Raw genomic sequence first — 18471 nt, forward strand, 5'->3', positions numbered from 1 at the left:
AAAAAGCAATTTTTGGGCCAAGTGCTCTGCGTGACCTCCTTCGTCCGTCGAAAGAGGTGCAAAAGGAGGATTTGTAGGGAGTTTCGCGTTCGCCATGGCTCTATCCGCCAGCCTTTTCCTGCGCCAATCCCAGTCGCTCGTCATGACTCCGCAGCTGATGCAGTCCATCCAGCTGCTTCAGATGACGCATATCGAGCTGAACCAGTTCATTGCCCAGGAGGTGGAGAAGAATCCTCTGCTTGAATTTTCGTCAGGTGATGGGGAAACGGGCAGCGATAGGCAGACATCTGCCGATGATTTTTCCGACGCCGGCGGCGGCGATGATGCGCGCGAATTTTCCAGCGAGAGCGACCCGGACTGGTTCGACAATGGCTCGGCAAAGCCAGAACAGCTGACAGACCGACTCGACGGCGATTTCGAGAACGTCTTCCCCGACGATGCGCCGGCCCGCCGGCCCGATGCGCCGGAACTGATGAGCCAGTGGAAATCGATGCCGGGCGGCGAAGCCGGCGAGAGCTTCGATCTCGACGATTTCGTCGCCAGTGCCGTGACGCTGCGCGACTATCTGGACCAACAGATCCCCTTCCTCGTCTCCGGCTATGCTGATCGGCTGATTGCCCAGTACCTGACCGACCAGCTGGATGAAAACGGCTACCTGCAGGGCGAAGTCGTCGATATCGCCGAGCGGCTTGGTACTGGCATTGGCGAGGTCGAGCGGGTGCTGACCTGTCTTCAGACCCTCGATCCGGCTGGCATCTTCGCCCGGTCGCTCAGCGAGTGCCTGTCGATCCAGTTGCGCCAAAAGGATCGCTTCGATCCGGCCATGGCAGCGCTGGTGGCCCATCTCGACCTTCTGGCCAAGCGCGACTTCGCCACCCTTCGCAAGATCTGTGGCGTGGATGACGAAGACCTTGTCGACATGCTGGCCGAGATCCGCGCCCTCAACCCGCGCCCCGGCAGCCTGTTCCAGGGTGGTGTATCGGAATCCATCATGCCCGATGTGGTGGTGCGCGCCGGCAGCGATGGCGGCTGGGTGATCGAGCTCAACCCGGACACCCTGCCCCGCGTGCTGGTCAACCAGACCTATTTCCAGACGATTTCCAAGCACGCCACCCGCCAGGGCGAGGACCAAAACTTTCTGTCCGAATGCATGCAGAATGCCAACTGGCTGACCCGCAGCCTCGATCAGCGCGCCCGCACGATCATGAAGGTGGCAACCGAGATCGTACGCCAGCAGGATGCCTTCCTGCTACATGGCGTCGATCATCTGCGTCCGCTCAATCTGAAGACGGTGGCAGATGCCATCAAGATGCACGAATCAACCGTCAGCCGTGTCACTTCCAACAAGTACATGCTGACACCGCGCGGCCTGTTCGAGCTGAAATATTTCTTCACTGTCTCTATCAGCTCGGCCGAAGGCGGCGACAGCCATTCGGCGGAAGCCGTTCGCCATCGCATCCGCATGCTGATCGAAAAGGAGACACCGGATGCCGTTCTGTCCGATGACGATATCGTCATCAGCCTGAAGAATGGCGGGGTGGAACTTGCCCGCCGAACGGTTGCCAAGTATCGGGAAGCCATGAACATTCCGTCATCGGTGCAACGTCGGCGCGAAAAACGGGCGATGGCTGGCATCACCGCATAATGACAGCGTCGGTCAAGGCCGTTCAGGGCGCCATAGCTCGTTAAATCTGTGGCGGGTGACGCCACAACCGATCACGTCTCACCCGCGAGCGTTGACTTTTGTCACGCCCCCCTTTAGAAGCCCGCCGCACCGGCAAACACTAAAAAAGCCACCCCGAACGGTAACGCTCGATAAAGCGCAATTGCGATTGAAATCAGCATGGTCTCACGAGAGACGCTTGGATGAGTGGCCCGCTTGACGTAGACTGATACCCGCAAGTCACGACAAGAAGGAAAGAATTCCATGAACGTGCGTGTATCCGGAAAGCATATGGAAATCGGCGATTCGTTCCGTAAACGGATTGTGGACCATATAGGGGAGGCGGTTACAAAGTACTTTGACGGAGGCTATTCGGGGCAGGTGATTGTGGAGAAATCCAGCTCCCGTTTTGCGACAGACTGCAAGGTACATCTCGATACGGGCGTCATCCTGCATGCCGCAGGTGAGGCGAATGATCCGCAGTTGAGCTTCGATGCCGCTGCAGAACGCATCGAGAAGCGTTTGCGCCGTTACAAGCGCAAGCTGAAGGACCACCATGCTGGCGCAATCCAGAACGGCTATGCGGAAATAGCCTATACGGTGATGGACAGCGTGCCGGACGAGGCCGACGAAGTGCCGGAGGATTTTGCTCCGACCATCGTGGCTGAAAGTTCGAAACCGCTGAAGACCATGACTGTGGCGACGGCCGTGATGGCCCTCGACATGACGGATGATCCGGTTCTCTTCTTCAGAAACCCGGCTCAACAGTTGAATATCGTGTATCGCCGCAACGACGGCAATATTGGCTGGATCGACGCGGCCAGTATCAAGGGATAAGCCTGACGGGAGTGCCCTAACCGGCACTCCCATTCCCCCCGTGCGAGGGGACAGAAGGATGAACAGAATGGCGTTGGCAGATCTCCTGCAGCAAGATGCGATAATTCCAGCCCTCAAGGTGAATTCCAAGAAGCAATTATTGCAGGAACTCGCAGCCAAGGCCGCCAAGCTGACCGGTGTGCCGGAGCGTGAAATCTTCGACGTCATCCTGCAGCGTGAGCGGCTGGGCTCGACTGGCGTTGGCCATGGCATTGCCATTCCGCATGGCAAGCTGGGCAGCATCGGCGCCATCAAGGGCCTGTTTGCAAGGCTTGAATCCCCTGTAGATTTCGAGGCACTGGACGACGAACCGGTCGATCTGGTGTTTCTGCTCCTGGCACCGGAAGGGGCCGGAGCCGATCACCTGAAGGCACTGTCGCGCATTGCCCGCGTGCTGCGCGACCAGGATCTGGTGGCCAAGCTGCGCGCCACCGATTCGGCGTCGGCCATCTATGCCTTCCTCAACGAGGAACAGGCCTCTAACGCCGCCTGATTTTTGAGTTTTCATGAATGACAAAAGGCCCGCCTCCTTGCCGGAAGCGGGCCTTTTCTCGTGGACTCGATCTTTGATAGCTCAAGCCTTGTCGGCTGCTGCCTCGGCCGCCACATCCGATGCCTTGGGACCGCCCTTCGACACGCCGACCATGGCCGGGCGAAGTACACGCTCGCCGATCACATAACCCGCCTGAACCACCTGCAGCACCGTGTTGTTGGGCACGGTGGTGTTGGGAATCTCAAACATCGCCTGGTGGAAGTTCGGATCGAACTTCTGGCCTTCCGGTTCGATCTTCTTCACGCCGTGACGGTCAAGAGCCGACAGCATGGCACGCTCGGTCATATCGACACCTTCAATCAGTGCCTTCAGGCCGGCATCTTCGCTATCCTTGGTATCGGAGGGGATGGAATCGAGCGCCCGGCGCAGATTGTCGGACACGGCCAGCATGTCGCGGGCAAAGGCCGTGACGGCATAGGACTTGGCGTCCTTCACTTCGCGGTCGGTGCGGCGGCGCAGATTGTCCATCTCGGCCGCCAGCCGCAGGAAGCGATCGCGCAGCTGCTCATTCTCCGCCTTCAAGGTTTCCATGGGATCGGGAGCCGGCGCCTCTCCAGCCTCGGTGGCGCCGTCATTGGCGAACGCGGCCGCGGCATCCACCACGGTCTCGGTCTCTGACGCGTCAGGTCCGTTTTTCTTCGTCTCGTCGGTCATGACGTTCTCCGGTAAAATGGTTGGGAATTGAGCCCGATATCGAGGTTTGCGCCTCAAAAATCAAGGCTTGTGCGCGCGATAAGCAAAGGCTGCCTATAAGGGCTTGCGCGTCAGCCGCGCCAGAACCTGCGCGGTATAGTCCACCATAGGGACAATGCGGGAATAATTCAGGCGGGTCGGACCGATAACACCGACGGCACCAACGATGCGATCTTCCTCGTCGCGATAGGGCGCGACGATGAGCGAGGAGCCCGATAGCGAAAACAGCTTATTCTCAGATCCGATGAAAATACGCACGCCCGGACCGCTTTCGGCAAGCTCAAGGATCTCGATGAGGCTATCCTTCTTCTCCAGGTCATCAAACAGCAGGCGCAGCCGATCCAAATCCTCGGCGCCGGCCAGCCCTTCGAGAAGATTGGCACGACCGCGCACGATAAGGCGAGCGGGTTGCCCCTCCTCGCTATCGCCCGACCAGATGGCAAGGCCGCGTTCCACCAGGTCCTGAGACAGGGCGTCAAGCTCGCTCAGCACCTTTTCCTTCAGGCTCTTCAACTGGGTGCGCAATTCCGGCAGCGTCTGCCCGGTCAGATGCGCATTGAGGAAATTGCCGGCCTCCGTCAACTGCGACGAGGTCACGCCGGCCGGAAGGTCGATGATGCGGTTTTCCACCTGGTTATGGTCACCAACCAGGATTGCCAGCGCCTTGGTTGGCTCCAGGCGGATGAATTCCACATGTTTGAGCACCGCATCGCTCTTGGCGGTGATGACGATGCCAGCCCCACGCGAGACGCCCGACAGCATGCGGGTTGCTTCCGTCATCAGGTTTTCCATCGGCTGGGCGCGGTCTTCGGCGCGGATCTGCCGCTCGATATTCGCCTGTTCCTCGATGGAGAGATCGCCCACCTGCATGAAGGCATCGACGAAGAAGCGCAGGCCCGATTGGGTGGGCAGGCGTCCGGCGCTGATATGCGGCGCATAGATGAGGCCAAGCTCTTCCAGGTCGCTCATCACATTGCGCACCGAGGCCGGCGACAGCGACATGGGTAAAAGCCGCGACAAGCTGCGTGATCCGAGCGGTTCGCCCGTATCGAGATAGCTTTCTACAATGCGGCGGAAGATCTCGCGCGAGCGCTCATCGAGCCCGGAAGCGCCTTCCCTTCCTCCCGATGTTTGAAGATCCATCTGCCGCATGTTACCCAATCATGATTGTTCGATGACAAATATAATGCGTTGCGGCCACTTCGCAAAAGGGAATTGTCGTCCGGCCACCGGTAGCCGCCCCCTGCCCCGGCTTTTTCTTTGCAAAAGCGCCGCCACGGCCTTAAGACGCCTTCACTGAACCGTCAGGAGAACAAGATGCGACCCTCAGGCAGAAAAACCGACCAGATGCGCAAGGTGAGTTTCGAGCGCAACGTCTCGAAACATGCCGAAGGCTCGTGCCTGGTCAAGTTTGGCGATACGCATGTTCTGTGCACGGCAAGCCTTGAAGAAAAGACCCCGCCATGGCTGCGCAATTCCGGCAAGGGCTGGGTCACGGCCGAATATGGCATGCTGCCGCGCGCCACCGGCGACCGGATGAAGCGCGAAGCAGCCACCGGCAAGCAGGGCGGACGCACACAGGAAATCCAACGCCTGATCGGCCGTTCGCTGCGCGCCGTCATTGATCTTGAAGCGCTGGGCGAAAAGCAGATCACGGTGGATTGCGATGTCATCCAGGCGGATGGCGGCACCCGCACGGCGGCCATTACCGGCGGTTTCATTGCGCTGCATGATTGCCTGAAGTGGATGGAAGCGCGCCAGATGATCAAGCTGGACCGTGTGTTGAAGGATCATGTCGCTGCGATTTCCTGCGGCATCTTTGCCGGCCAGCCGGTGATCGATCTCGATTATCTGGAAGATTCGGCGGCTGAAACCGATGCCAATTTCGTCATGACCGGCTCTGGCGGCATTGTCGAAGTGCAGGGCACGGCGGAAGGCAAGCCGTTTTCGCGCGAGGAACTGATGACGCTTCTGGACCTGGCCGCTGCCGGTACTGCCGAACTGGTGGCCCTGCAGAAGCAGGCGATTGGCTGAACCGGAGGGTGGGGCAATGATCGAGGGCATGCTGGAAACGGCTCTTTACGTGGATGATCTCGACGCGGCCGAAGCCTTTTATGGCGGCGTGCTTCAGCTTGAGATGATTGCGCGTGCCGGAAACCGGCATATCTTTTATCGCTGCGGACCGGGCGTGCTGCTGCTCTTCAATCCGCAGGAAACGGTCAAGCCTGCGCCGGAGGGGGCCCTGCCCGTTCCGCCGCATGGCACATCAGGTGCCGGCCATGCCTGTTTTCGTGTGGCCGAAACGGCGCTGGATGCCATGGTTGCGCACCTTTTGGCGCACGGCATCGCGATCGAATCCGATTTTCGTTGGCCGGGCGGCGCACGCTCGATCTATTTCCGGGATCCCGCCGGCAACAGCCTGGAATGCGCAAGCCCCTCCCTCTGGAACATTCAATAGGACATATGTGATGCGCAAGCTCGAGACCCGCACCATCGTTGTCGCCAGCCACAATGCCGGCAAGATCCGCGAAATTGCCGATCTGATCGGTCCATTCGGCTTTTCGGCAAAATCCGCCGCCGAGTTGAACTTCATCGAGCCGGATGAGACCGGCACGACGTTTGAGGAAAATGCCGCGATCAAGGCTCTCGCCTCGGCCAAGGCGTCGGGCCTGCCGGCTCTGTCGGATGATAGCGGCCTGGTCATCGATGCCCTGGATGGCGCGCCAGGCGTCTATACCGCCAACTGGGCGGAAACGGCCGACGGCACGCGCGATTTCACCATGGCCATGCAAAAGGTGCAGGACGCACTGACCGACAAAGGCGCGACCAGCGCCGACCAGCGCCGAGCACGCTTTGTCAGCGTGCTGTGTCTGGCCTGGCCGGACGGCCATACGGAACTGTTTCGCGGCGAAGTGGAGGGCACAATCGCCTGGCCGCCACGCGGCACCGAAGGTTTTGGCTACGATCCGCTCTTCCAACCTCTCGGCTACGACACCACATTCGGTGAAATGAGCGGCGATGAAAAGCATGGCTGGAAGCCCGGCGATGCGGAGGCTCTTTCCCACCGCGCCCGCGCCTTCAAGATTTTCATTGAAACCGGCCTTGGAGGCTGATCCTTGCTGACCGACGCCCCATTGCTGCCCGATACCGGCGAACCGGGCTTCGGTTTCTATGTCCATTGGCCGTTTTGCGCGGCCAAATGCCCCTATTGCGACTTCAACAGCCATGTGCGCCACCAGCCGGTGGACCAGGAGCGTTTTGCGGCAGCCTTCCTGAAAGAAATGGACACGATGCGGGCGCTGTCTGGCCCGAAAACCGTGACCAGCATCTTTATGGGCGGCGGCACGCCCTCGCTGATGGACCCGAGGACGGTGGAAACCATTCTCGACGGCATCGCCAGCCGCTGGCATGTGCCGGCCGGTATCGAAGTGACCATGGAAGCCAATCCGTCCAGCGTCGAGGCCGATCGTTTCCGCGGATACCGGGCGGCCGGTGTCAACCGCGTATCGCTTGGCGTGCAGGCGCTCAACGATCGCGACCTGAAATTCCTCGGCCGGCTGCACAATGTCGAGGATGCGCTGAAAGCCATTCGGCTGGCGCGCGACATCTTTCCGCGCATGAGCTTCGATCTCATCTATGCCCGCCCCAACCAGACGGTGGAGGAATGGGAAAAAGAGCTGAATGAAGCGGTCTCCTATGCTGTCGATCACCTGTCGCTCTACCAGCTGACGATCGAGGAGGGCACGCCCTTCTTCGGCCTGCACAAGGCCGGCAAGCTGGTGGTGCCGGATGGCGATCAGTCCGCCGAGCTTTACGAGGCAACGCAGCAGATTACCGCAGGCTTCGGCATGCCGGCCTATGAGGTCTCCAACCATGCCAAGCCGGGTGCTGAAAGCCGCCATAACCTGACCTACTGGCGCTATGGCGATTATGCAGGCGTTGGGCCCGGCGCGCATGGCAGGTTGACCCGTGCCGGCAACAAGCTTGCCACCGCCACCGAGCGCAAGCCGGAAGCCTGGCTCGACCTTGTCGAGGCCGAGGGCCATGGCATGGTGGAGCAGGAAATGCTGGAGCGCGAAGAGCAGGCCGACGAACTGCTGTTGATGGGACTTCGCCTGCGCGAAGGCATCGATCTGGTGCGCTGGCAGCAGCTATCCGGGCGCGAGCTTGATCCGGCACGCGAACAGTTTTTACTGGAACACGGGTTTGTCGAACGGTTGGGCAATTCGCGCATACGCTGCACGCCGTCCGGCATGCTGATCCTTGATGCCGTGGTGGCCGATCTCGCCTGCTGACGATCAGGCCCTGTGCCGCCCAAGGGCGCGCCGCCAGAGCCGCCCGTCAATGGCCGCAAGTCCCGCCCCAATGAGCACCAGACCGACGAGATGGCGCCATTCCAGCTGTTCGCCAAGCACCAGCGCTGACAAGAGGATGGCGCTTGGCGGAATGAGAATGGTGACCAGCATCAGATTGGTGGCGCCGGCACTGGCCAGAATGCGGAAGAACAGCAGATAGGCGACGGCGGTGGACAGAAGGGCAAGCCCCAGAAGGGCGGCCCATGTTTCAAGACCCGGTGCCGGCAGCGTCCAGGGCCGATCGACCATAAGCGCGATAGGCACCAGGAGAACGGTCGAGGCGGTGACCTGACCGGCCGCCGGAAGAATCGGTGGCAGGCCCATGCGCTTGAAACGCCGACCATAAAGGCCGGAAAAGGCGTAAGTGAAGGCGGCACCCAGCACCGCAAGTTCGCCCCAGAGCGCATCCCCCACATGGCCGAGAACCGAGGGGCCGATCATCCAGGCAACACCGAGAATGCCGATGACGACGCCCGCCAGGCGGTTTGCTGTCAGCCTCTCGTCACTCGTCAGAAAATGCGCAGCAATGACACCAAACAGCGGCGTCGTGGCATTGAGGATAGCAGCAAGGCCGCTGGCAATATGCGTCTGGCCCCAGACAATCAGCGTGAACGGAATGACATTGTTGAGAAGGCCCATACCGAGAAAGGCAAGCCAGACTTCCCGGCTTCTGGGCACGGCATGGCCGAACAGCCGAACCGCCCCCCAGAGCGCCAACGCCGCAACGAATACACGAGCCGCAACGATGGTCAGCGGCGGCCAGACCTGCACCAGCAAGCCATTAAACAGGAAGGAACCACCCCAAAGCAGTGAGAGCATGGCCAGCATCAGCCACTCGATTGCGGTCATCTGTCTTTGCATGCGGCGCATCCCCGTGATGGCCTGTCCTAACCGCAAAGCCTGAACCTTGCCACCCGAAACTGCGCATGATGTCAGATCGCCTTGCGCGCCAGCATATGCAGCCAGGGCGTTGGCACACCATCATAACCGGAACCGCGGGTTTCCTCGAGAACAAGCGACGACCAGCCAGCGCCATAGGCCTGTCTCAGCCAGATCTCATCGGGAAAATTGTAATAGCGGCCGAACCGGTCGAGACCTTCGGCTGTGCCCGCCTTGTAGCTGGCATAGAACAGGCCACCCGGCACCAGAGCCCTCTGGATACGTCGCAGGATGCCGGCAAGATCTGCGCGCGGCACATGCAGCAGGCAGGCATTGGCCCAGACAGCATCATAGGCGGCCTCGTCGCAGAGATCACCAAAGGCCAGCACAGCTACAGGCCGCCCAAGGCTTGCTGTTGCCTGCGCTGCCATTTCCGGCGTGCCATCGGTCGGGGTCACGGTGAGCCCCTTGGCCAGCATCACGGCGCTGTCACGGCCGCTGCCGCAGCCGAGTTCAAGAACGCGCGCCTGCGGCGCCAAGGCGGCAGTGAACTGGCGCAGATGCGCAGACACTGGCTGGTCTACCGTATCGGCTGCATAGGTTGCGGCCTTTTCGGCATAGAAGTGTCGGGTGGTGTCCGGTTTCTCGTCCATGTGCCTCCCTTCTTGTCGATCAGGCGTTGTTTTCATTGATCAGGCGCTTCAGCAGCTCAACCTCGTGGCTGAGCTTGGTATCGCCGGTGATCAGATCCTCGATCTTGCGCACGGCATGCAGCACGGTCGTATGATCGCGTCCGCCAAAGCGGCGGCCGATTTCCGGGAAGGAGCGCGGCGTCAGCGTCTTTGCCAGATACATGGCGATCTGGCGAGGCTTGACGATGACGCGGGTGCGGCGGTTCGACACCAGTTCCTGGCGCGAGACATTGTAGTGCCGGGCGACGATGCGCTGGATATCCTCGATGCGCACCCGCTTAGCTTCGCCGGCACCGACCAGATGGGCGAGAAGCTCATCCACGCGCTCGATCGACAGTTCCGGCTCGAACGAGCGACGGAAGACCAGCTGGTTGAAGGCACCTTCCAGTTCACGACCGGAATTGGCGACATTGCGCGCCACATGGGCGAGAATCTCGTCGGGAATGTCGAGTGCCGCATCGTCCTGGCGGGCGATTTCCAGCCGGCGCTTCAGCATTTCGTGGCGCATGTCGTAATCGGGTGTTTCCATCTCGATCGCGACGCCGCCCTGCAGGCGCGAGCGCACCCGCGGATCGAGCGATTCCAGCTCCCAGGGCGCCCGGTCGGCAGCGACGATCACCTGCTTGGCGCTGTCGAGCAGCATGTTGAGCAGATGGCAGAACTCATTCTGGATCATCTTGCCCTGCAGGAACTGCATGTCGTCGATGATGAGAAGATCGATATTGCGCAGCGATTCCTTCAGCGTCAGCGCGTCATTGTCGCGGATGGCAGTGGCAAAGCGCCACATGAAATATTCCGCCGTCAGATAGACGACGCGCGGCATGCGCGACGAGCCGACAGCGGCATTGGCAACCGCCTGCAAAAGATGCGTCTTGCCAAGCCCGACACCCGAATGGATGAATAGCGGGTTGAAGCGCACGGCGCTGGCGCCGGCTTCGGCAATGGTGCGGGCTGCGGCAAGCGCCACGCGGTTGGACGGGCCTTCGACAAAGGTATCGAACGTATAGCGGCTATCGAGCGGCGAACCGAACAGGGGACCAGCCGGCACCGAGCGGGTGACAGAGGCCGTCGTGGGGCTCGGCGGCGCAAAGGTTGCGATCTGGCCGATTTCACGGGGACCGCTGCGGCGCGGCTGGGCAGCGGCCGGGGCCACATCGGCAACCGGTACGACGCGCTCCTCGGAAGCCGGACGGGCAGCACGGCTTGCCGTGCGCACCAGGATTTCCACCTTGAGGATTTCGGCATCTTCCGCCTGGAAGATCGTGGTGATGAGATCGAGGTAGCGGTTGTTGATCCACGACTTCAGGAAGGTGGTCGGAACGCTGAGGCGCACCACGCTCTTGGAGTTGGAATGCAACTTCAGACGACCGAACCAGCTTGCATAGACTTCCGGACCGACTTGAGCCTTCAGACGCGCGCTGAACCGCTCAAACAGTGCATCATGCTTCATTTCGGAATTTTCCCCTGCCGCCTGGGAGCAAACTGAATCGAGAGCCTTCACCGCCTGGTTGCCACCCTCAAGCGTCCGGGCCGATACCGTATTCATCTGCATTCTTGTGCCGCCTTTTGATGTTTCACCCCGAAGGTCGGCTGTCACCGCCCGTCAGGACCATTTTTTCTCGTTGTTGCGGAGCAGATGGTTCCCCTCGAAAGAACCAGCCGCAGCCGCCTAATGTTTCCGTGCTCCGCAAGATTGCGGAGGTGATGTCCGGCCGGTCGCCCGATCCGGTCATCCGACGCTCCCCAAGCGTCCCGTTCAAATACACCCCTCGTAAAGATGTGCTTGACCGTCGGTTCTTCCAGAGCCGGGATCTGGCTTCAAAATCCGGCACAAAGGTGGTGACCCGGAATCTGAACGATTACCGGCACACAACCTCAAGTTATGTGAAAAAACGGGAAGTTACCTTAACCCGTCGCAAGTGCTTAAAGGCCGGGACACCGGTTCACCGGCTTCTATCCTCTGCCTTCCGGGGAGTTCCCCGTGCCTCTTGCTGAACCTATTAAGGCAGGATCAGGGGGGGATATCAACGAGGATTTTTACGCTAAATTAATGGCGAAGCGTTGACTCTGAGGTCTCAATTTGACTCGGACACCCCCCCTTTGGAAAGAATCCCTGTCGAATCAAAGAGATTCAAATTCCGGCCTTGGTCAGGATGTCCGGGAAGCCCGAAAAATAAAAATTCTCTTGACTCAGTTGGTCGGTCAAAGAACCCCCGGCAAGAGATAGGCCATAGCAACATCCTCTCGCAAACATTTGAATTTATTATATTTTTTATGTCACGCGGCTGTCACCAGCCTGTCATGTGGCGGCTTCGTATGCGGCACCACAAGTTTTGAAGGGTAAGAATCACGAAAAGCCCGGTCAGGGACCGGGCTACATTCATGACAGTCATTTATGACCAAATTAGGCCGAAAGGGCCTTCACACGCTGCGCCAGCCGAGACACCTTGCGCGAAGCGGTGTTGCTGTGCAGGACGCCCTTGTTGGACGCGCGCTGGATTTCCGGCTGAGCAACACGCAGAGCCTCGGCGGCGATCGCCACATCACCCGTCAGGATGGCTTCTTCAACCTTGCGGATGAAGCCACGAACCCGCGACCGGCGAGCCTTGTTGATTTCAGTGCGGCGTGCGATCTTGCGGGTCGCCTTTTTCGCCGAAGTTGTATTGGCCATCTCTGCCTCTCTTCGAATTCGAATAAAAACTCCCCCGCCGCCGCGCTCGGTCCTTGCGACCTGTCATCCAGCAATTTGGGAGCAATGGGGGAAGCCATCAAGGCTTTCCCAACTGTGGGCGGCGATATAACCGGAATGCGGGCCTCAGTCAACGCGGATTTTTGCCATCTGCGCGAAGTCTTGCCGCTAAGCTCCTGTTCGCCGATTCATTTCTGGCAAAGCGCACAGAAGAATGAGGACCGCCCGGACTGGGTGATGCGCTCGATCGTACCGCAGCAGCCCTGTCTGGCGCAGGCCTGCCCTTCCCGATCATAGACCGAGAAACTGTGCTGAAAGTAACCGAGCGAGCCATCCGTCTGGATATGATCACGCAAGGACGAGCCGCCGGCTACAATCGCATCGGCAATCACCTGGCGGATATGGTCGGTCAGCGCCACAAGCTCCGGCCTCGGCTTGCCGGCCTTGCTCACCAGCGTGCCGGCCTTGCGCAGCGGTGACAATCCGGCGCGCCAGAGCGCTTCGCAGACATAGATGTTGCCAAGGCCGGCAATCACCGTCTGGTCAAGCAGCATGCCCTTCAGCGGCTGGGCGCGATTTTCAAAGCGGGTGGCGAGATAGCCGGCATCCAGCAGGTTGCCGGTCGGCTCCGGCCCGAGCCCGGCAAAGGCCGGATAGAGATCCAGCTGGCTGCGCGCCCACAGATGCATGAAGCCGAAACGCCGTGGATCATTGTAGATGACGCGGCTTGCCACGCCGTCGCGCTCCAGATGAAAGAGCACATGGTCATGCTTGCCATCCTTTGAGCGCGGATGGTGGAAATCGCCGGGAAGATCGTCTTCATCCCCTGCCTCGATGCGGAAGGAGCCGGACATGCCCAGATGCGCAATCACCGTCATGCCGTCATCGAGATCGATCAGCAGATATTTCGCCCGCCGCGCAAGGCCGATGATACGCCGGCCCGAGACACGCTCGCCAAAGGCATCGGGAAAGGGAAAGCGCAGGTCCGCCCGGCGCGTCTCCAGCTTTGCGATGGTGGCGTTCTCCATGGTGGGCGACAGACCGCGACGAACGGTTTCCACCTCTGGCAATTCGGGCATGAGCTACCTAACTTCCTGTTTCCAACAGCGTGCTGCGTGCTCTATAGACCAGCGCTATAGTGCCGCAAGCACGCCAAGAGATAGTATCGCTCTGCCGACTTCGCTATGGTCGCGCCCGAGTATCAAGAGGATGACACAGCGATGGCCGAAAGCCGAACCTCCGCCCAGGGTGGCATGGAAACCTCCTACGGCTTTCGCGACGTGGCGGAAGGCGAAAAGCAGGGTCTGGTCAACGACGTCTTCCACAAGGTGGCCAAGCGCTACGACATCATGAACGATGTCATGTCGGCCGGCCTGCACCGGGTGTGGAAGGATGCGATGGTGGCAAGCCTACACCCGCGCAAGGACCCATCCTACACGGTTCTGGACGTGGCCGGCGGCACCGGTGACATTGCCTTTCGCATCGTGGAAGCCTCCGACCGCCAGGCGCATGCGACCGTGCTCGACATCAATGGATCGATGCTCGGCGTCGGCGCCGAACGGGCCGCCAAGCGCAAGCTCTCCGACAACCTCACCTTCGTCGAGGCCAATGCCGAGGAACTGCCCTTCGAGGCCAACACATTCGATGCCTATACGATCGCCTTTGGCATCCGCAACGTGCCGCGCATCGATGTGGCGCTGTCGGAAGCCTATCGCGTGCTGAAGCGTGGCGGCCGCCTGCTGGTGCTGGAATTTTCCGAAGTGGAAATGCCGCTGCTCGACCGCGTCTATGACCAATGGTCGTTCAAGGCGATCCCGCAATTTGGCAAGATGATCACTGGCGATGCCGAGCCCTACCAGTATCTGGTCGAATCCATCCGCAAATTTCCCAATCAGGAAGACTTTGCCCGGATGATCCGCACTGCCGGTTTTTCCCGCGTGACCTATACCAATTACACCGGCGGTATCGCCGCCCTGCATTCCGGCTGGAAACTGTAATCGCATGAGAGCCGCAAGAACTGCGACGGGAGCCAGCCAATGAGCACGATCGGTGCCTATTTCCGGCTTGTGCGGGTTGGCTGGGTTCTCGTGCGCGAGGGCGTGGTGGCCGCACTGCCGAGCCAAGGCCTGCCGCCGATCGTCGTGGCAGCCAAATCGCTCGCCCAGATTTTCACCCGCCCGGCCTCCATCCAGGAAAGCCGCAGCGTGCGCCTGACCAGGGCGGTCGATCGGCTGGGGCCGTCCTATGTCAAGATCGGCCAGTTTCTCGCCACAAGACCGGATGTGGTGGGCGTCGATTGGGCGCTCGATCTGTCCATGCTGCAGGACCGCATGGCCTTTTTCCCGACGGACGTGGCCAAGACCAATATCGAGACCTCGCTGGGCCGCACGATCGATGATCTCTACACGCGTTTCGATGAGCCGCTGGCCGCCGCTTCGATTGCGCAGGTGCATCAGGCCGCCGTGCTTTATCCGGAAGGTGAGCGTAATGTGGCGGTCAAGGTCGTGCGCCCCGGCGTGCGCCAGCGCTTTGCCCACGATATTGAAAGCATGTACCTGATTGCCCGCATGCAGGAGCGCCTCATGCCATCGGCACGGCGCCTGCGCCCGGTCGAGGTAACGCGCACGCTGGAGCAGACCACCAAGCTTGAAATGGACCTGCGCCTGGAGGCAGCCGCCCTTTCGGAAATCGGCGAGAATACCAAGGATGACCTGGGCTTTCGGGTGCCGAAGGTAGATTGGGAACGCACCGGCCGCGATGTCATCACCATGGAATGGATCGATGGCGTCAAGATGTCGGATATCGAGGGGCTGCAATCTGCCGGTCATGATCTGGTAAAGCTTGCCGAAACGCTGATCCAGTCCTTCCTGCGCCATACCTTGCGCGACGGCTTTTTCCATGCCGACATGCATCCGGGCAATCTCTTCGTCGATCCGGCCGGAACGATCGTTGCCGTCGACATGGGCATTGTCGGGCGGCTGGGAAAGAAGGAACGGCGCTTCCTCGCCGAAATCCTCTACGGCTTCATCACCCGCGATTACCTGCGCGTGGCAGAAGTGCATTTCGAGGCGGGCTATGTGCCCTCGCATCATGACGTGGCAAGCTTTGCCCAGGCGATCCGCGCCATTGGCGAGCCAATCCACGGCCAGCCGGCGGAAACCATTTCCATGGCGCGCCTGCTGGCTCTGCTGTTCGAAGTGACCGATCTCTTCGAAATGCAGACGCGGCCGGAACTGATCATGCTGCAAAAGACCATGGTTGTGGTGGAGGGCGTCGCACGCATGCTCGATCCGCGCTTCAACATGTGGAAGGCGGCAGAACCTGTCGTCGGAAGCTGGATCCGCGACAATCTCGGCCCCAAGCGCATCGTTGCCGATCTGCGCGACGGGTTGAAGGCCGCGATGAAGCTGGCGGAAGCCGCGCCCGAAATCGCCGCCAAGACCGAAAAATTCCACCAGCAGCTTTTGCACATGACCGAGCATGGCGTGCGTTTTGATGACGCCACAGCCGAAGCGATCGGCAAATCGGAAGCCAAGCATAGCCGTGGCGGCCGGGCAGCGCTCTGGGTCATCGCCGCAACGCTGATCTATATCGCCGTTCAGGCGAGCTGAGCGGGCGCCGTGATCGGCACCCGTGGCATGCAAGACATGAGGCTCAACGCTTGATCTCCCGATCGGAAAAGATGATCCGGTTGCTGAAGGGATCGGTCACCATCATGTCGAGCCCCCATTGCATCTGTTCCAGGCTTGGGCGTGTGAAGCGGCAACCTCTTGCCGTAAGTTCCCGGTGGAAGGCCTCCACGCCGGAAACCGGCACATAGACCTTGGCGCCTGGTGAGGCATCGCCCGCATGTTCGCTCAGATGCAGGATGAGTGCGCCGCGCGAGACCTGCAGATAGACCGGAAAACCGGGGCCGTGGCGGTATTCCCAATCAAGGCGGAAACCCAGGAAATCCCGGTAAAATTCCAGCGCCATGTCGATTGCGAAAATGCGGATGACCGGTATGCCCGGCTGCAGCAGAACAGGCTCCGGCTTTGCCTCGCCCACCTGCGCAATTTTGGCCGCAAGCACATTCCAGTCATCATAGCCAAATTGGCTGGCCACCAGTTCCAAAGCGCGGGAATGGGTTATTGAAATCCCCTGTTCCTCCAATCCGGAACGGAGCGCCTTGGCCATGGTTTTGGCGTCGCGAAAATCACGCATGTCGTCATCTCCCTGAACGAACGGCGTCATCAGTGCCCGTCTTGCTGATCCGTTCGTCGCTCGGAAGAAACGCATGCTCGATGCGTGAGGCGAAAGGTATGTGGACGCATTCACCAAGCGCCTTGAAGAGCGCCACGGGCGGCAGGCCGCGTCCGGCCAGGCCTTATTGTGTAGCGCTGCATCGGCCGTGTTGCAACGCGTTTTCAGCGGCTATGGTCTTCCGATCGATGGTCGAAAACACCCTTGCAGTTTTCCCGCTTTTCGGTTCAACTACGCATAGTAAAAATTTGAGGCTTCAACAAAGAAGTCCGGGAACAGCTGAACCGAACAACGGAGCCAGTGATATTATGCGCATTTCCAGACGTGCCCTTTCGATTGCCTTTGCCGCATCTGCCGCTCTCTTTTCCGCAAGCGGAGCCATGGCGCAGACCGTCCTCAACATGGCCAACTGGCTGCCGCCGGCCCATCCGCTCGTCACCAATGTCATGAAGCCCTATGCGGATGCCGCAAAGCAGGCAACCGATGGCCGCGTCACCATCAACATCATGCAGGCGCCGCTTGGACCGCCGGCCGCCCATTTCGATTTTGCCGTCAATGGCGTGGCCGATATCACCTATGGCGTGCAGGGCTATAATCCCGGCCGCTTCAAGACCACCAATATCGCCGAAATACCCTTCCTCGGCGATACGGCGGAATCGGTCTCGGTCGGCTACTGGCGCGTTTTCGACAAAACGCTGCGCAAGGCCGGCGAATATGACAAGGTCCATGTGCTGGGTGTCTTCACCCACGGCCCCGGCCAGATCTTCATGAAGGGCCGTGACGTAACGGGGGCCGAACCGGTCAAGGGCGCGAAACTGCGTGTTGGCGGCGGAATCGTGGCCGATCTGGTGAAATCGCTCGGCGGCGTGCCGGTCGAGGGCCCCTCCTCCAAGACCTATGAGATCATGTCGAGCGGCGTTGCCGATGGCATTACCTTTCCGTTTGAATCGGTTGCCTTCTTCAAGCTGATCCCGATGCTGGATACGGCGCTTGTCGTGCCGGGCGGCCTTTACAACACGTCCTTCTACGTGGCGATGAACAAGGCCAAGTGGGACGCACTCTCGGATGCCGACAAAAAGGCCATCGACAGCGTATCCGGCGAAGCCCTGGCGCGTCTGGCCGGCAAGGCCTGGGATGCCGCCGATACGGCCGGCAAGGCGGCCATGGATGGCAAGATCAAGTTCGTGACGGCAACACCTGAGCAGGTGAAGGCGATCGAAGCGGGCCTGAAGCCGGTCGTCGATGCCAAGCTTACTGAAACCGCCTCCACCGGCGTCGATGTGCAGGCAGCACTTGCCGAAATGAAGGCTGAGATCGCCAAGGCGGCCAAGGGCCAATGAGCGGCGGATCTTTACCGTCCACATCCCCCGCCAGATCGCTGACGCCCACGCATAAGGCGCTCTCCCTCATCTGCGGGCTGATGCTGCTGGCCATGATGTTCGTGACATTGCTGGATGTTCTCGGCCGTTACATCTTCAACAGCCCGCTGCAGGGTGCAACGGAACTGACCGCGCTTCTTCTCGTCTCGACCATTTTCATTGGCCTGCCGGCCGTGTGTCTCGACGAGGAGAATGTCACGGTGGATCTCGTGACCGATTATATGCCCGACTGGGTACAGCCGGCGCGGCGGGCCGTGGTGCGGCTCCTGTCGGCTGCGGTCCTCGGTCTCGTGTCCTGGCGGCTGATGGTCTATGGCCATGATCTTGCAAGCTATGGCGAAACGACAGTGAGCCTTCACCTGCCGGTCGCGCCCTTTGCCTATCTCTGCGCTGCGACCACCTGCGTGGCGGGACTGATTACGCTTCGACACGTCTTTTCCCGTTCCTGAT

At 60.3% G+C, this 18471-nt stretch carries 19 protein-coding genes; 11 read left to right on the top strand and 8 right to left on the bottom strand.

The window, feature by feature from the left end; translation table 11 throughout:
* Window positions 1–94: 94 nt before the first annotated feature.
* The 3 genes from rpoN (at window position 95) to ptsN (ending at window position 3032) form a co-directional block, all read left to right on the top strand.
* Window positions 95–1645 (top strand): RNA polymerase factor sigma-54, encoded by a 1551-nt coding sequence (gene rpoN / locus E8M77_RS06925; RefSeq protein ID WP_137129892.1) that lies wholly within the window; start codon window positions 95–97, stop codon window positions 1643–1645.
* A 282-nt stretch (window positions 1646–1927) separates the two neighbouring features.
* Window positions 1928–2500: a ribosome-associated translation inhibitor RaiA gene (gene raiA, locus E8M77_RS06930; RefSeq protein ID WP_137129893.1), complete on the top strand. Its 573-nt coding sequence runs from the start codon at window positions 1928–1930 to the stop codon at window positions 2498–2500.
* Window positions 2501–2567: 67 nt separating this feature from the next.
* Entirely contained in the window at window positions 2568–3032 is a 465-nt protein-coding gene (gene ptsN / locus E8M77_RS06935) for a PTS IIA-like nitrogen regulatory protein PtsN (protein ID WP_137129894.1), read from the top strand.
* Between the two features lie 81 nt (window positions 3033–3113).
* Here ptsN and grpE read toward each other — a convergent pair whose 3' ends face one another.
* Window positions 3114–3746, bottom strand: coding sequence for a nucleotide exchange factor GrpE (gene grpE, locus E8M77_RS06940; protein WP_137129895.1), 633 nt, complete (start codon window positions 3744–3746; stop codon window positions 3114–3116).
* Between the two features lie 93 nt (window positions 3747–3839).
* Window positions 3840–4928, bottom strand: coding sequence for a heat-inducible transcriptional repressor HrcA (hrcA, locus tag E8M77_RS06945; protein ID WP_137129896.1), 1089 nt, complete (start codon window positions 4926–4928; stop codon window positions 3840–3842).
* A 174-nt stretch (window positions 4929–5102) separates the two neighbouring features.
* On the opposite strand from hrcA, the gene rph reads away from it, so the two are divergent.
* Genes rph through hemW form a run of 4 tightly spaced genes read left to right on the top strand, consistent with a single transcriptional unit; the run spans window position 5103 to window position 8080 of the window.
* Entirely contained in the window at window positions 5103–5819 is a 717-nt protein-coding gene (rph, locus tag E8M77_RS06950) for a ribonuclease PH (RefSeq protein WP_137129897.1), read from the top strand.
* Window positions 5820–5835: 16 nt separating this feature from the next.
* The gene (locus E8M77_RS06955; protein WP_137129947.1) at window positions 5836–6243 is read left to right on the top strand and encodes a VOC family protein; all 408 of its coding nucleotides are present in this window, start codon (window positions 5836–5838) and stop codon (window positions 6241–6243) included.
* Window positions 6244–6253: 10 nt separating this feature from the next.
* The gene (gene rdgB, locus E8M77_RS06960) at window positions 6254–6898 is read left to right on the top strand and encodes an RdgB/HAM1 family non-canonical purine NTP pyrophosphatase (protein ID WP_137129898.1); all 645 of its coding nucleotides are present in this window, start codon (window positions 6254–6256) and stop codon (window positions 6896–6898) included.
* Between the two features lie 3 nt (window positions 6899–6901).
* A complete protein-coding gene (hemW, locus tag E8M77_RS06965) occupies window positions 6902–8080 on the top strand; it encodes a radical SAM family heme chaperone HemW (protein ID WP_137129899.1) in 1179 nt (392 codons plus the stop codon).
* Window positions 8081–8083: 3 nt separating this feature from the next.
* Here hemW and E8M77_RS06970 read toward each other — a convergent pair whose 3' ends face one another.
* From E8M77_RS06970 to mutM, 5 genes are all read right to left on the bottom strand, one after another.
* Window positions 8084–9001, bottom strand: a complete 918-nt coding sequence (locus E8M77_RS06970) for a DMT family transporter (RefSeq protein ID WP_246659158.1) — start codon at window positions 8999–9001, stop codon at window positions 8084–8086.
* A gap of 71 nt (window positions 9002–9072) precedes the next feature.
* Window positions 9073–9672 (bottom strand): class I SAM-dependent methyltransferase, encoded by a 600-nt coding sequence (locus E8M77_RS06975; protein ID WP_137129900.1) that lies wholly within the window; start codon window positions 9670–9672, stop codon window positions 9073–9075.
* 19 nt (window positions 9673–9691) lie between these two features.
* Window positions 9692–11263, bottom strand: a complete 1572-nt coding sequence (gene dnaA, locus E8M77_RS06980; protein WP_137129901.1) for a chromosomal replication initiator protein DnaA — start codon at window positions 11261–11263, stop codon at window positions 9692–9694.
* A gap of 852 nt (window positions 11264–12115) precedes the next feature.
* Complete coding sequence (rpsT, locus tag E8M77_RS06985) at window positions 12116–12382, bottom strand: 30S ribosomal protein S20 (protein ID WP_137129902.1); 267 nt, start codon at window positions 12380–12382, stop codon at window positions 12116–12118.
* 206 nt (window positions 12383–12588) lie between these two features.
* The gene (gene mutM / locus E8M77_RS06990) at window positions 12589–13479 is read right to left on the bottom strand and encodes a bifunctional DNA-formamidopyrimidine glycosylase/DNA-(apurinic or apyrimidinic site) lyase (RefSeq protein ID WP_137129903.1); all 891 of its coding nucleotides are present in this window, start codon (window positions 13477–13479) and stop codon (window positions 12589–12591) included.
* A 141-nt stretch (window positions 13480–13620) separates the two neighbouring features.
* Here mutM and ubiE point away from each other — a divergent pair, with 141 nt between their 5' ends.
* Both ubiE and ubiB read left to right on the top strand, forming a co-directional pair.
* The gene (ubiE, locus tag E8M77_RS06995) at window positions 13621–14397 is read left to right on the top strand and encodes a bifunctional demethylmenaquinone methyltransferase/2-methoxy-6-polyprenyl-1,4-benzoquinol methylase UbiE (protein ID WP_137129904.1); all 777 of its coding nucleotides are present in this window, start codon (window positions 13621–13623) and stop codon (window positions 14395–14397) included.
* Between the two features lie 39 nt (window positions 14398–14436).
* The gene (ubiB, locus tag E8M77_RS07000) at window positions 14437–16011 is read left to right on the top strand and encodes a 2-polyprenylphenol 6-hydroxylase (protein ID WP_137129905.1); all 1575 of its coding nucleotides are present in this window, start codon (window positions 14437–14439) and stop codon (window positions 16009–16011) included.
* 43 nt (window positions 16012–16054) lie between these two features.
* Here ubiB and E8M77_RS07005 read toward each other — a convergent pair whose 3' ends face one another.
* The gene (locus E8M77_RS07005) at window positions 16055–16603 is read right to left on the bottom strand and encodes a glyoxalase superfamily protein (RefSeq protein ID WP_137129906.1); all 549 of its coding nucleotides are present in this window, start codon (window positions 16601–16603) and stop codon (window positions 16055–16057) included.
* A gap of 347 nt (window positions 16604–16950) precedes the next feature.
* On the opposite strand from E8M77_RS07005, the gene E8M77_RS07010 reads away from it, so the two are divergent.
* The gene (locus E8M77_RS07010) at window positions 16951–17982 is read left to right on the top strand and encodes a TRAP transporter substrate-binding protein (protein ID WP_137129907.1); all 1032 of its coding nucleotides are present in this window, start codon (window positions 16951–16953) and stop codon (window positions 17980–17982) included.
* Window positions 17979–18470 carry a TRAP transporter small permease gene (locus E8M77_RS07015; protein WP_137129908.1) on the top strand — a complete coding sequence of 164 codons (492 nt, stop codon included), beginning with the start codon at window positions 17979–17981 and terminating at the stop codon, window positions 18468–18470. The genes E8M77_RS07010 and E8M77_RS07015 overlap by 4 nt, the downstream gene beginning before the upstream one ends.
* Window position 18471: the final 1 nt, after the last annotated feature.

Origin of the sequence: Rhizobium sp. FY34, from assembly GCF_005222845.1 — a bacterium.
Taxonomy (GTDB): domain Bacteria; phylum Pseudomonadota; class Alphaproteobacteria; order Rhizobiales; family Rhizobiaceae; genus Neorhizobium.